Source organism: Acetomicrobium sp. S15 = DSM 107314 (assembly GCF_016125955.1).
Taxonomy (GTDB): domain Bacteria; phylum Synergistota; class Synergistia; order Synergistales; family Thermosynergistaceae; genus Thermosynergistes; species Thermosynergistes pyruvativorans.
This window is the reverse complement of sequence record NZ_JADEVE010000091.1, coordinates 79603-94219: the sequence shown is the minus strand read 5'-3', so window position 1 is coordinate 94219 and position 14617 is coordinate 79603. Positions and strand designations below refer to the sequence as shown.

9 protein-coding genes are annotated in these 14617 nt (G+C 54.2%); 3 read left to right on the top strand and 6 right to left on the bottom strand.

The window, feature by feature from the left end:
• The 3 genes from EZM41_RS02790 to EZM41_RS02780 all read left to right on the top strand — a co-directional run.
• A partial coding sequence (locus tag EZM41_RS02790; protein ID WP_198469249.1) for a hypothetical protein occupies window positions 1-462 on the top strand: 462 nt, incomplete at its 5' end.
• 146 nt (window positions 463-608) lie between these two features.
• Window positions 609-1502, top strand: coding sequence for a polysaccharide deacetylase family protein (locus tag EZM41_RS02785; RefSeq protein ID WP_198469246.1), 894 nt, complete (start codon window positions 609-611; stop codon window positions 1500-1502).
• Window positions 1503-1692: 190 nt separating this feature from the next.
• Window positions 1693-2082 carry an ACT domain-containing protein gene (locus EZM41_RS02780; protein WP_342449213.1) on the top strand — a complete coding sequence of 130 codons (390 nt, stop codon included), beginning with the start codon at window positions 1693-1695 and terminating at the stop codon, window positions 2080-2082.
• 64 nt (window positions 2083-2146) lie between these two features.
• Here EZM41_RS02780 and treZ read toward each other — a convergent pair whose 3' ends face one another.
• Genes treZ through EZM41_RS02750 form a run of 6 tightly spaced genes read right to left on the bottom strand, consistent with a single transcriptional unit; the run spans window position 2147 to window position 14612 of the window.
• On the bottom strand, window positions 2147-3964 hold the full coding sequence (treZ, locus tag EZM41_RS02775; protein WP_198469243.1) for a malto-oligosyltrehalose trehalohydrolase: 1818 nt from the start codon (window positions 3962-3964) through the stop codon (window positions 2147-2149).
• 3 nt (window positions 3965-3967) lie between these two features.
• On the bottom strand, window positions 3968-5863 hold the full coding sequence (gene glgB / locus EZM41_RS02770) for a 1,4-alpha-glucan branching protein GlgB (protein WP_232618989.1): 1896 nt from the start codon (window positions 5861-5863) through the stop codon (window positions 3968-3970).
• Between the two features lie 36 nt (window positions 5864-5899).
• The gene (locus tag EZM41_RS02765; RefSeq protein ID WP_198469241.1) at window positions 5900-7396 is read right to left on the bottom strand and encodes a putative maltokinase; all 1497 of its coding nucleotides are present in this window, start codon (window positions 7394-7396) and stop codon (window positions 5900-5902) included.
• A gap of 24 nt (window positions 7397-7420) precedes the next feature.
• Window positions 7421-9409, bottom strand: a complete 1989-nt coding sequence (locus EZM41_RS02760) for an alpha-1,4-glucan--maltose-1-phosphate maltosyltransferase (RefSeq protein WP_198469239.1) — start codon at window positions 9407-9409, stop codon at window positions 7421-7423.
• Between the two features lie 2 nt (window positions 9410-9411).
• Window positions 9412-12243: a malto-oligosyltrehalose synthase gene (gene treY / locus EZM41_RS02755; RefSeq protein ID WP_198469236.1), complete on the bottom strand. Its 2832-nt coding sequence runs from the start codon at window positions 12241-12243 to the stop codon at window positions 9412-9414.
• Window positions 12189-14612, bottom strand: coding sequence for a DUF3536 domain-containing protein (locus tag EZM41_RS02750; protein WP_198469233.1), 2424 nt, complete (start codon window positions 14610-14612; stop codon window positions 12189-12191). The genes treY and EZM41_RS02750 overlap by 55 nt, the downstream gene beginning before the upstream one ends.
• Window positions 14613-14617 lie beyond the last annotated feature (5 nt).

Here is a 14617-nt window from a genome sequence, read left to right as displayed (position 1 = left end):
TGGGTGGCAGAAAGAAAGCCCTATATATTAGTCAGGCTTAAGCGGGTGCCGGAATTGCCAAGACCTATAGCCACTAACCCAGGCAACCTATCGGCGCTATATAAAGTTGTGATGGGCGATGACGGACGGATGTTAGAAAAGCTTCCTTGTTTGGGGTACAAGGGATTAGTCCTTGAGGCTTTAGGCGGAGGTCATGTGCCTGCTAAGATGGTGCCGATAGTGGCTGAATTAGCCGGACAGATGCCGGTGGTGCTATCTTCGCGCACGCGAAACGGTCGAGTCCTTCGAGAAACATACGGGTTTTCGGGCTCGGAAATGGACCTTTTTGCCCGTGGGGTGATAGATGGCAGTTGGCTTGACGGAGTGAAACTTCGCATGTTGCTTGAGCTCTTGTTGCGGGCTGGCGTGGGAAGAGGAGGCGTGCAAGAATATATACACACCTTCGATGCAAATAATCTCTAAATAGGTCAAAATATGATATAACATCGCGGCATATTCGCACAGTATATTTTCTCGCTATAGTGCCTACCATGCTCGTATGGCAGCAAGAACAAGCAGAACCTGTAGTAAAATAATGTTAAATCCTATAAATAAGGGGGGGAAGGATAATGTCCAAGGAGATTTTTGTAGGCTTTGGCGTAGATGTGGACGCAGTGGCAGGATGGTTAGGCTCCTACGGCGGGGAAGATTCGCCCTTTGACATTTCCCGTGGAGTCTTCGCCGCTGAAGTTGGCGTTCCACGCCTTCTCAAACTTTTTGACCGTTACGGGCTTAAAGCAACATGGTTCATACCCGGCCATTCTATCGAATCCTTTCCAGATCAAATGAAAATGATCGTTGACGCTGGACATGAGGTCGGCGCACATGGCTACTCGCATGAAAATCCTGTACAAATGACACCCGAGCAAGAAGAGGCAATATTGGTCAAATCAATAGAGCTGATCGAAAAACTCACCGGCAAGCGACCGAGAGGCTATACTGCACCTTGGTGGGAAATGTCGGCAGTTACAGCGGAGTTGCTCTTAAAGTATGGCTTCCGCTACGACCATAGCCAAGGATATCACGATTTTCAACCTTATTACGCAAGGGTGGGCTATCGTTGGGCCAAGATCGACTACTCCAAGCCGGCGGAAACGTGGATGAAGCCTTTAGAACACGGGCACGAGGTTGACCTTGTCGAATTTTCCGCCAGCTGGTACCTCGACGATCTGCCACCCATGATGTTTATAAAGTCTTCACCGAACAGCCACGGATTTGTAAACCCGCGAGACATCGAACAACTCTGGCTCGACCAGTTCGATTGGGTCTACCGTGAATACGATTATGCTGTATTTCCCATCACCATCCACCCAGACGTCAGCGGAAGGCCGCAAGTGTTGCTCATGCTTGAGCGCGTGATCGATTACATCAGCCGTCACCCAGGCGTGCGGTGGGCGAAGTTCGAGGAAATTGCTGAGGATTTCCGCAAAAGGTGCCCATTTAAGGGTTGCACCGCAAAGTGAGGTTATATGCTTGCGCTTGCGCCGCAAGATTTAGCGCAATTTACGAATATACCGCGTTGATCCATCTAAACGGGGGTTTAAAAGCCCCCATTTATGTGCGCCTATAAAAACAGCAACGTGCAAAGAGTTTAAAAGACACTTTAAAAAGTCTAAGCGATGAGTTTGCTTAAAGATAAGGCGGGTGAAGTGCGTGCGCGAGGCGAAACTTAAGATTTCGGTCCTGCCAGAGGTGTTTATGGTCTGTCGCCTCGACAAAGACGCGGAGATCCCAGACTGGGCGTGGGCGGGCGAGTTTGTCTCGATTACGAAAACGCCTGAAGAGCTATCAATAGTATGCCGACAATTTGACGTTCCCAAAAATGCGAAGTGCGAAAAAGGTTGGCGATGCCTAAAGGTTAACGGGCCTTTGGATTTTTCTTGTGTCGGAGTCCTCGCTTCGCTCAGCATGCCCTTAGCCAAGGCCGGGGTGAGCATTTTTGCAGTTTCTACTTACGATACCGATTACCTGTTAGTCAAAGAAAAAGATCTTGAGCGCGCGATATGTGTTTTGAGCCACGAAGGCCACATAATCGAGCGATGACATAACACCTAAGGTAGCACGTCCAGCTCATTCAGAATTCGCCTGCCCTCTTCCTTGTTGTTTGTCAAGAGATTCTGTAGAGGGCAAAGTTCCAGGGTCTCATCGATACACGGGTTTTGCCTTTTAAAGAACAGGTAAGCGACGCACCAGGGCCTAACCACTCCTCTTCGGACGAGTCGAGCACTTTAACCCACTCACCGGGAGGCAACGTCGCTTCGACTTCCAAAGGATCAGGAGACAGATTCAGAAGCAGCAACGAACCCCCCATCTTGTGGGGTCTGTGAACCAAAAGGACCCTCTCTCCTATTGTGGAAACCGCAACGTTTCTCATGGGCAGGGAAAGCGACGGGGTCGACTTCCTGAGGTGCAATAACTCCCTGTAATAACGAAAGAGTGCGTGATGGACCCTTTCTTCTCTAAGGTGTGGCTTAAGTTTAGAGGTCTCAAAGGTAGATGCGTCCTGCGGGTCAGGCACATCCACAGGCCAATCGAACCCCGCAAACTCCTCGGTGCGGCCTTTCCTCACGGCCTCGATCAGGTCAGTGTCAGAATGGCTGGTGAAGTACAAAAAAGGTGAAGTCTCGCCATATTCTTCCCCCATAAAGAGCATCGGTATGTAGGGAGACAGTATCACCGCCCCGGCGGCGAGCTTCAGGACCTCAAAGGAAACGAGAGCAGATAGGCGTTCGCCCATGGCCCTGTTTCCGACTTGGTCGTGATTCTGGGAGAAGACGACGAACTGATGTGCGGGCCTTTCTTTAGAGGGGCTGCCGTGGTGGCGCCTTCTGAAAGCAGAATACTCCCATGTGTATACATACCCCTCTTCGAAGCTCTTGGCAAGTTGGGGCACCTTCCCGAAATCGACGTAATAGCCGTGCTTTTCGCCGGTGAGCAAGGCATGGAGCGCGTGGTGAAAGTCGTCGCACCACTGGGCGTCTATGCCAAAGCCACCGAGCTCCCTGGGCCTTATGACCTTTACGTCGTTTAAGTCGCTCTCGGCGATGAGGTAGAGCTTCCTCCCCGAAGATTCCGAGAGTTCCTCCACCGCTTCGACGAGCTCCTCGAGGAAGGGCTTGGCGCTTGCGTCGTATATAGCGTGCACGGCATCCAGCCTTAAGCCGTCGACGTGATAATGGCAGAACCAGTGGATGGCATTTCCGATGAAAAAATTCCTAACCTCGTCGCTATAGGCGCCGTCAAAGTTTATGGCGCTGCCCCAGGGGGTCTTATATTTATCGGTGAAATAAGGAGCGAAGTCGGCCAAATAATTTCCCTCAGGGCCCAAATGGTTATAAACCACGTCCAAAACTACAGCAAGCCCATGTGCGTGACAGGCTTTTACGAACTCCTTAAAACCCGAAGGGCCGCCGTAGGAACTTTGCACGGCATAGGGATACACGCCGTCATAGCCCCAATTGCGCTCTCCGGGAAATTGAGCTATGGGCATGACCGAAACGGCATTAACGCCTAAATCCTTGAGGTAGGCGAGTTCATTTGCAGCGGATACAAAGGTCCCTTGGCGCGTGAAAGTGCCCACGTGGAGCTCGTAGAGGATCATCTCTTCCAGGGGAATGCCGCGCCAGTCCTCGTCGTCCCAATTAAAATCCTTATGATCCACCACTTGAGAGGGGCCATGCACCCCCTGCGGCTGAAAGTGCGAGGCCGGGTCGGGCCTCTCGACCTCGCCGCCGAGCCTGTAGAGGTAGCGCGCGCACCCATACACCCCCTCCACATCGGCGGTCCAGTAGCCGAAAGGAAGACGTTTCATTGGCACGACGACCTCCTTAGGCCGCAGAAGCCTTACATCCACAGACTCCCAGAGCGGAGCCCATACGCAAAAGGTGCACTTGCCGTCGCCGAGATAACGAGAGCCTACCATCATCGTTTAAACCCTCTTAAAGACTGTAACAGAAAGCGGAGGAAGTGTCATCACCAGCGAATAAAACCTACCATGTATCGGCACCGGCGTGGCCTCGATGCCGCCCAAATTTCCGTGGCCGCTACCGCCGTATTCCTGTGAATCGCTGTTCAAGAGCTCTCTCCAAAAGCCGCCCCTGGGGACTCCCACCCTGTAGTTATATCGAGGCACAGGGGTGAAATTGCATACCACAAGGACCTCCTCGCCGCCCGCCTTGCGCAAAAACGCTATGACGCTGCTTTCCCAGTCCGAAAAATCCACCCACTCAAAGCCTGTGTTCTCGAAATCGCGCTCGTAGAGAGCCGCCGTATCCTTCAAAAGGCGGTTCAGGTCGCAGACCCAGCGCTTAACTCCCTGATGGCCGAGGTGGTCCAAGAGGTGCCAGTCGAGGCTCGACTCGTGATCCCACTCGCGCCACTGACCGAACTCACCCCCCATGAAGAGCAGTTTCTTCCCGGGGTGGAGCCATTGATAGCCCAAAAGCGCCCGTAAATTTGCGAACTTTTGCGCCTCGTCGCCCGGCATCTTGGAAAGGAGCGACCCCTTGCCGTATACGACCTCGTCGTGAGAGAGCGGCAAGATGAAGTTTTCATAAAATGCATACCAGATGCTGAACGTTAACTGATTATGATAGTATTTGCGAAATATCGGGTCTTTAGAAAAATATTCGAGCGTGTCGTGCATCCAGCCCATGTTCCACTTCATGCCAAATCCCAGCCCACCAAGATAAACAGGTCTCGTAACCATGGGCCAGGCGGTCGACTCCTCGGCTATAGTCTGAACGTCGGGGTAGTTCCCATAGACCTCTTCGTTGAAGCGCTTCAAAAAGACTATCGCCTCGAGGTTTTCCCTGCCGCCGTACTGGTTCGGGATCCACTCCCCATCCTTCCTCGAGTAGTCGAGGTACAGCATAGAGGCCACCGCATCCACCCTCAAACCATCGGCGTGATACTTGTCGAGCCAAAACAAAGCGCTTGAGATCAGAAAATCCCGCACCTCGTTCCTGCCGTAATTGAAGATGCAACTCTTCCAGTCGGGATGAAATCCCTTCCTGGGGTCGGCGTGCTCGTAAAGGTGGGTGCCGTCGAAGTAGACGAGGCCGTGGCCGTCGTTCGGGAAGTGCGACGGCACCCAATCCAAGATCACCCCTATGCCGTTTTGGTGAAGCACGTCCACGAGATACATGAAATCCTGCGGCGTACCGTATCGGCTCGTGGGCGCAAAATAACCGAGGGTCTGATACCCCCAGGAGCCGTAAAAGGGATGCTCCATAACGGGCAAGAATTCTACGTGGGTAAAGCCCGTCTCTTTGAGGTAACCCGGTAGATAAGAGGCCATCTCGCGATAGGTCAAAAACCTGTTTCCCTCCTCCGGCACGCGCCTCCAAGACCCGAGATGCACTTCATATACAGAAATCGGTGCGCCGAGCGCGTTGTGCTTGTACCTTTCTCTCATCCACTCGTCGTCGTTCCACTTGTAATCGAGATCCCAGACGATCGATGCCGTCTTAGGGGGGGTCTCCCAGAAAAAGGCATAAGGGTCGCCCTTCTGCACTTCGTAATCGTCGCGGTTTGAGACGATGTGATATTTATAAAGCGCTCCCACCTTGATGCCCTCCACGAAGCCCTCCCATATGCCAGATCCATCGAGCCTGGGGTTTAACGGATGAGCGCTTGTATCCCAACCGTTGAAGTCCCCTACGACAGAAACGCGCCTGGCGTTAGGCGCCCACACGGCGAAGCGCACGCCGCCTTCACAAGGGTGGGCCCCCATTTTGTCATACAGGCGGAAGTGGTTGCCTTCCTTAAACAGGTATATATCCATATCGGTTAACGGCGAAGTCCAAGCTATTTCATTTCTCATACAAATCCCTCCCAGCCCCTAAGCCCGGTGTCGATCTTAGAGGCTTAAGATCGACGCGATCCCCTCCAAGGGGATCTCCACCCAATCGGGGCGGTTATTCAATTCGTAGCATATTTCATATGCGGCCTTCTCCACGAGAAAGGCCTTTAAGATTGCCTCGAAGGCGCCATCTCCTTTCGGAAGGAACGACGCCTCGCGAGTAGTTTTGCGATAGGAGGAAACAAACAGCTCGCAAACGGTGCTATACCAGGCTTTAGCCCGTGAAGACGCGACATCCTTCTCTTTATCGTCCAGCTCTCGCAGGGCAAAGTTTGCAGCGTAGTGGAAAGACCTGACCATACCGGCAATATCCTTCAAAGGGCTCTGCTTCCTTCGGCGCTCGGGAAGGCTCCTCGCCGGCTCCCCTTCGAAGTCGATGATAAAAAAGTCGTCACCTGTAAACAGGACTTGCCCTAAATGATAATCGCCGTGAATCCTCAAAACCTCGCCGCCCGAAGCGGCAAATGAGGCCTCAAGCAGATCAGACGCTCTTTTCTTTTTCTCCAAGACGCGCAATGCCAGCGCCCTCGCAGCGCTCCGCAGGTCGCCTATGTGTCTTTCGAGCATGACTAAAGCCTCGTCGAGCTGGGCGCAGGCGGCCTCTAAAGCGTGGCTTTTATATTCGCCCTCAAAGGGTACGGGCGAGAAGGCCGGGTCCTTTCTATCTGAGGCCAGGGCGATGTGCATCTCCGCCGTACGTCTGCCTAAAAGGGAAGCCATGTTCAATGTCTCTTTCTCTCCGTCTTTAGCTCCACCTTCGTCGAGAGAAGACAGAGAAAGCTCCAAAGCGCGCGTAAAATAAGACCAGGCGTCGCCCTCGTTCTTGATGCAACCTTGAAGGAGCGCGACCTCGAAGGAGAGGCCTCCGTCGGCCGGCTCGCACCTCAAAAAACCCATGAAGGGCGGCACGTGGAAAAATCCGGCTTCCGTGAGGAAGCGCACCATCTCCCCCTCGGGATGCGGCCCCTCTTCGACTTTCCTGTAAAGCTTGAGGAAGAGCTTGTCTTCATAAACGATAGACGTGTTGCTCTGTTCTGCAGATAAAACTCGAGAATCGCCAGAAGCGGCAACCTCTGAAAAGGTTTCAACCGCTGCAGGGTTAGGAAGCCCCGTTAGCTTTCCCCAGCTACCGCTTAAGTTTTTGCCTTTAGTAATTATCTCAAGCATTAGGCTTCTAAACGTAGGATCGAAAACGCCGTCTGCCAAGAAATAATCTCGAACTTGACATATTGTGGCATTCTTCTGCCCTTGAAGTGAGGCATTTTCAATAACGCGAGAAAGAGGCAACACGTAACGCTCAGATGAACCGTCATCGAGCGACACGTTTAAGAAAAGCAGCCTCGGAAAAGGCCCTTCGCCCATCGGAAAGTCTTCCCACACATCTACTGACGCTATCCTGCTGGCTTTAGAGGCAAACCAACGACAGCGCGGAAGATAAGATGGCAGGCATTCTCGCAATATCTCGAAGGCTTCCGCTAAAAGAAGTTCCGCCATCTATCGCCCCTCCCGAAGGCACCGTCACATGAAGTAGTCGAAGTCCGACTCGCGGCGCAATCTGCGGCGCACCCTGAAGATACGACAGGGAATGACGGCCGGGTCGATCCTGAAGCGCATGCTATCACCCTGGCAGATGAACTTTTCCCCACCCAGCAGGTCTTCGAGGAGATACGACTGCCCCTCCGATATGCCGAGCTCGCCTATGGGGATTTGAAGCGTTGCCTCGTGGGCATGGAACGGATCAAGATTCGCCACCACCAGGATGACATTGGAGAGGTCTTCTGTGACCCTGCAGTAGAATAGCACGTTTTCGTCGTCCGCCTCGCAGAACTTCACGTTGTGCGCCTCCTGGAGGGCCGGGTTCTCCCTCCGTGCACGGTTTACCCTGGCGATCAGGTCCTTCAGGTTTCCCGGCGCATCCCAATTCCACCGCTTTATCTCGTATTTTTCGGAGTTCAAATACTCCTCTCTGCCCGGTATGGCCTCGGAGACGCAGAGCTCGAAGGCCGGTCCGTATATGCCGTAGTTCGGAGAAAGCGTGGCGGCCAGCACCAGCCTCACTATAAAAGCGGGGCGACCCCCGTACTGCAGGTATTCGGGGAGGATATCCGGCGTATTGGGCCAGAAGTTTGGACGGAAAAACTCCCTCACGGGCGCAGAGATGAGCTCCTCCACGTACTCGGTGATCTCCCACTTCGTATTGCGCCAGGCGAAATACGTGTAAGATTGGCTAAATCCGAGCTTGGCCAGGCGATACATGACCTTGGGACGCGTAAAGGCCTCAGCCAAAAATATCACCTCTGGGTGAGCTCTCTTTATCTCGCCTATGAACCACTCCCAAAAGGCAAAGGGCTTCGTATGAGGGTTATCCACCCGAAATATCTTTACACCCTTATCTATCCAGAAGAGGGCTATGCTTTTGAGCTCTTCCCAGAGCGATTTCCAACTTTCGCACTCAAAGTCGAAGGGGACCACGTCCTCATATTTCTTCGGGGGGTTCTCCGCATGTTGAATCGTGCCGTCGGGACGCCACTTAAACCACTCCGGATGTTCTTTGACATAAGGGTGGTCTGGGGAACATTGAAATGCCAAGTCCAGCGCCACCTCGAGGCCCAGTTCGTCAGCCCGTTTCATGAAGGAGACAAAGTCTTCCATGGTACCCAGTTCGGGGCAAATGGCCTTGTGGCCGCCTTCGGTCGAGCCTATGGCCCACGGGCTTCCTGGGTCGTCAGGAAGGCTCTTGGGGGAGTTGTTTTTCCCCTTGCGATTGGTCTTCCCTATGGGGTGGATAGGCGGAAGGTAGACCACGTCAAAGCCCATCCGCGCTATCTCTGGCAAGAGCTTTTCCGCGTCGGAAAATGTCCCGCAAGTTTTTCCCTCTTGATAACACGACCTGGGGAAGAACTCGTACCAGGCGCTGCAAAGAGCCTTCTTGCGATCGACCGTCACGCGCAGCTCTTTTCCGTATACGGTGGCTAAGCTCTCTCTGAAACAGAGACGAAAGAGACGCGAAAACCCCTCCGAGGCGAGAAGCATCTCGGCACCTTCAGTATCACGCCGCGCCGCCATGGACTGTAGGGCCTCCGCATAGCGCAAAAGCTCGGCGGAACCGTCATCGTCAGAGGTCTTTGCGGCTTTGCGCAGCATCTCCACGCCCGCGGTGAGGTCAGCGGTTATATCCTGGCCAGCCTCAATTTTTTTCAAAACATCTTTGCGCCATGTAGAGAAATGGTCTACGCCTCCCTTTATCGTATAAAGATATTCCCCCATTTCTTCGATTCGACATGAAGCGCACCATCTGTCGTTGAGCAGAGGCGTCATGGCAAGCTCGCTCCACTCATCGGCGTCGGCTTTGCGATAGAGCAAAAAAGCCGCCACTTCGTCGTGTCCGTCCGAAAAGACGTCGGCCTCGACGTCGACGCGCTCGCCCACCGCCCTCTTTATGGGGAAGCGGCCACAGTCTATTTCGGGATAGACGCCCTCGATTACGACCCTCTTCCTACCGTCCATGTTCACGCCCTCCCAATGAGCAGCGCTACCGGAAATCGCTTCAACGCCACGCTCACCTGAATAGCTTTCACGGCATCTATGTGTATACCCGTTATGGCATCGTCAAAGGCCTTAGGCGCTCCCTTAGGCAGGATCACCCGTGCGTCCGCCCAGACCTCTCCTATGGGCCATGCCCCTTCGGGCACGACAGAAGATGTGAACCGCGGCGCGATGCATATCGCCCACTCGTCGGCGCCTTTTCTGGCAAAAGCCACCACGTGACGGGCCAATTTCCCCCTCACCGTGAGGGGGGCGAAATAGCCTGTCGCAAACAGGCGCTCGTGATCCTTCCTCGCTTTGAGGCCTTTATAGATCAAAAAGAGCTTGATCTTGCCGTCTATCCAGCCCGAAAGGAGCTCATCTATAAGCGCAGGAGAGCCGTCGCGCCTTTTGATATCTTCAAGCATCTGAGCTCTCTTGATGAAATCCACAGGCCTGCGATTGTCGGGATCCACCAAAGAGAGATCCCACAATTCTGTACCCTGGTAAAAGTCGGGGACGCCCGGAGAAGCGACCTTTATCGCAACCTGAGAGAGCGAATTGACGGCCCCGTAAAAGGCAACGCGCCTCATAAAGGGAAGGAAGTCGTCGATGAAGGCGGCGTCACCCAAAGCGGCCTCCATGAAAGCGACGAAGGCCTCTTCGTATTCCAGGTCCGGTTTCAGCCACGCCGTATGGACCTTCGCCTCGCGGACAGCCTTGACGATATACCCTTTCATCCTCTCGATGAAGGTTGAAAACTCGGAGTCGCACAGAGGAAAAGCACCGAGGAGCATCTGATAGAGGAAGTACTCGTCATTTCCGTCGGGAGCCGGATATCCCTCGATGAGCCTCTTCCTCGAGCGGTTTATCCTCGACCATCTCCTCAGGCACCTCTCCCACTCCAGCGGCATTTCCGATAGTACGTTTATGCGGCATCTCACGTCTTCCCCCCTCTTGGTGTCATGAGTGGAGGTGGCGTTCATCGAATATGGCCAAGAGCGTTGCCTGTCTTTCAAGAAGGCGAAGAAGTCTTCGATGGGTGTGCCGAACCTATCAGGGCTTCCCCCGACTTCGTTGAGCGCAAGCAATCTGTTGTAAACGTAAAGTACCGTGTCTTCGAAGGCTTTTGCCAAGAGGGGACCGGTCAGCTGCTGAAAGCGCATAATCGCCTCCATCCTCCGGGCTTGCCGCTCTTCTTTGAGTTCGTCCCTGTAACCCAAGAAGAAGTCCCCGAGGAAGTCGAACTCATAAGTCAAGCCCGGCATAGTCCCTTTAGCATCGTCTATCGCGCTTTTTATATAAGCTTTATCTTCGTCGCTAAAACGGGACTCGGCGATGTAGGTGCGGTATACAGGGAAATGGGCCAAAACCTCCACGATGGCCCGCTTCAATCCGTATGAAGTGATGTCCCTCCCGTGGCGAAATCCGCTGGCTGCCTCTATCATCAGCGTGGCCACGTTGTCCACATCTCCGGCCATTTCTTTGCCCATGATGAGCCGCTTCTTGTCGAAGACGAGCTCCTCATAGGGCGCCACGAGGCCGCACAGGGAAGCGTAGATCCTGTCAAAAGTCTTCTCGCCTCTTGCATCGCAGAAAATGCCGTTGAGGCGGTTTAAGAAATCGTACCCCGTCGTGCCGTGGACGGGCCAGGACGAGGGCAGCTTCTCTTCGGGGGCGAGGATCTTTTCCACAACCAAGTAAAGGTCTCCCGCTTTCTCTCTCAATTTCGAGAGATAAGCCGCAGGATCGTACAGACCGTCGACGTGGTCCACCCTCAAGCCGCATACCTTCCCCGCTCTGGTTAGGCTCAAGATGAGGGAATGGACGCGATCGAAGACCTCCTCCTCGTGGGCGCGGATCGCGATCAGGTCGTTCACGTTGAAGAATCTCCTGTAGTTGATCTCCTCACACGCCACCTTCCAAAAGGCGAGGCGGAAGAACTGGCGAGACAATAGGTCGTCGAGGGCGTCGAAACTACTTGGATCACCCGCTTTGCCGTTAAACGACGAGACTTTCTGATCCACATAGCCCTTTATTTCGGTATTCCCCGAGTAGAGCTCCCAAAGCATCTCCTTTATGAAGCGGGTTTGCTCATACCTCTCGTCTGGGTCCGTATCGTTCGACCCCGAAGAGAGGCTCTTCATCGCATACAAAACCCCCAAGAGTTTTATGAGATCCGGGTTGTTTTCCCCGAGCCTCTTCGTGAGCTTTTTGACGCCCGGCAGCAAGATCTGGGTGTATGACTCGACCCTCAAGGGAAAGACGATGTCGTAGTAGGAGGCCGAAAATCCGGATTTGCCGTAAACGAGCGAGATCTCGCACCCTTCAAGCGCATCCCCGTAAAAACGTCCCAAAAAGGGGGATAAGATCCTGCCCTTCAAGGCGAGGTTCGGATGGTTCCACTCCGCATCGAACCATCCGAAGTATCTGGACATGGAACCATTTTCCAAGACGTCCATCAACATGGCGTTTTCAGGAGTATAGGCCATGTGGTTAGGTACTATGTCCTGGATCCAACCTAAACCCTTTGACGCCGCAAGGGAGAGGAGATCGTCCAGCTCTTGAGGGGTTCCGAGCTCCGGGTTTATTTCGCCGTAATCCGTCACGTCATAACCGTGGCTGCTACCTTTGCGAGCCTTGAAGATGGGAGAGGCGTAGATGTGCGATATGCCGAGCTCGGCGAGATACGCCACTACCCCCTCCGCACGGTTAAATCCGAAGGCCGGGGAAAGCTGAAGCCTATAGGTAGCGCTCGGCATCACGCAACCTGAACCTTCAGGTGCTCCCCAACCCTCTTGAAGAGTTTTACCCATCGATCGGCCTCCTCGCCGCTCAAATGCTCTTTCGCGGTAGGATAAACCTCCTTCGTCAGGAGGAAGTACACGTTTTGAGCCTTCCACGGGTATATAGACAACGATAATTCATCCAATAGCTGAAGCGTGCCGTCGATCTCTTCCAACAGCTCTACATCGAAAGGCTCCTCTTTCAACTTTAACAGCAGGACATCGGCGCAGCTGGATGCCGCAAGGCCGACTGCCCCCTCGTCCAGAGGAATATTCCATCGCTTGACGTCTTCCACGGTGCGCCTTAAGGCCTCGAGGTCGGGTGCCTCTTCGCCCAAAAGCTTCAAGATGTCGGCGTTTAACACCACCTCCGCCACGGCCTCGAGGGGCTTCGGGAAGGCAATTCCCATCTCCTTGAGGAAATTCATAATGGTGTAGTTATCCTCGAGAATCCTGCGAAATGCCACGTTAGTGATATCATCCAACGACTCTCCGAGAATGCGATCCAAAACCTTCCTCTGTTGATCTTTGAACAGGTGTTTCAACGTATAGTTGTGGTCGCCGAAGTAATCGTCCATGAGCCGCACGAGCAGCGAGACATCGCCCACACCGAGCGCCTCTTTCATCTTCGCCGTCAGCGCGTCGAACTCGCCGTTGCCAGTCTGTTCTCTTAACCCCCCCAAGACGTTCTGGTCACCCATATGGAGGGCAGCGAAAGCCACCTTCTTCTCATCGAACGTAACGTTCGAGGTAAAGAGGGCCCTCCCCGTGCCGAGGGTGAGCTTCCCGGCCTTGACTTTGTCGAGACAGTCGCACTGCACTGTGTAGCAATAGACATCCACGTCTTCCGGCTCCTCTTCGAAGAGAGACGATATGGCAAAGTGGGCCCCCACGCGCAGTATGTCCACCTGAGACGGGCGGACGAACCGCTCATAGGCGTTCCTGCCATTTCCTACTTCCCTGATGTTGCTCGGCGCCTTTTCTAAGATCGAAAGGTAGCCGTCTTCAAGCGAAGCACCCGAGACGCAAGCGGCGAGCTGTATCGCTCGTGAGGCGTATTTCATCACCTGGACGCTCTCGATGCCGGAAATCTCGTCGAAAAACCAGCCGCAACTCGTATACATGAGCATTGCGTGGCGTTCCATCTCCAAGAGCTTCAACGCTTTAACTGTTTCTGCATCCGAAAGCTCCCTACCGGCCTGTTCCGTCAAGAACGAAACTACGTTCTCTTTTGACCTGTCTAAGATCACGCGGATATACTCATCCCTCGCTCTCCACGGATCCAAAAAAAGCCCCCCTCCATGCTCCTCGTAGACGGCGGCAAGTTCGTCTCTGAGCCAGTCTGCGGCCTCCCTAAGGGGCTTCCTCCACTCTTGCTGCCAGCCGGGATGGAGACCGCTGTTGCAGCCGCAGTTTTCCTTCCACCGCCCTACGCCGTGGATGCAACTCCACGATGAACCTTCCACGATCTCTACCTCGTGGGTCGGGGGGTATTTTTCGAGGTATTCCCCGTACACCGTCACCTTGGCCAACCCCTTCGACTCGAGGTAGTCCAGGCAATACGCCAGCGCCATATCGCCGAAGCGGTGATGATGCCCATAACTCTCGCCGTCTGTGGCTATGTGCACGAGCTGAGCTCCGTCTCGTTTATCCGAAAAAGCCCCCGCGAGGCGGCCGGCCATGGCTTCGCCGTTGTTAAGGAGGCCTCCGAAGGCTATGTCGTTCGATATGGGGCCGTCGTAGAAGAAGATCGCGATCGCCTTGCCTGAGGGGAGCCTGCAGAGGTATGGGCGCTTAGGATCTATCTTCCCGCCGCTCACATCGCGCCACTCCGCCTCGCCCATCTTCCGGCATCTGGCGGCCTGATGCGGCGCGAGGATCGTAAATTTGATGCCGCAGTCGGCCAAGACCTCGAGCGTCTTTACATCCACCGCTGTCTCCGGAAGCCACATCCCCTCGGGCCTTCTGCCGAAAGCATCTTCGAAGTCGCGCATGCCCCAGAGGACTTGAGTGCGCACGTCGCGCTCAACTGCCAAGGGCATTATCATGTGATTGTAAGCCTGGGCGATGGCGCTTCCGTGCCCTGAAAAGCGCGCCCTGGCCTCTTCGTCCGCCGCCCTTATCGCCTCATAGGTTTCGGGTGCGTGTTTTTTCATCCAAGAGAAGAGCGTAGGGCCGATGTTGAAGCTGATCTTGGCGTAGTTATTCACGATAGCCACGATGCGCCTGTCGCTTCCCAGTATCCGCGAAGCTGTATTCGGTGCGTAACACTCGGCCGTTATGCGTTCGTTCCAGTCGTGATAAGGATGGGCAGATTCCTCAAGTTCCACCTCTTCAAGCCACGGGTTTTCTCTCGGAGGCTGATAAAAGTGCCCATGAATACAAATGTAGCGTTCCATCTCGA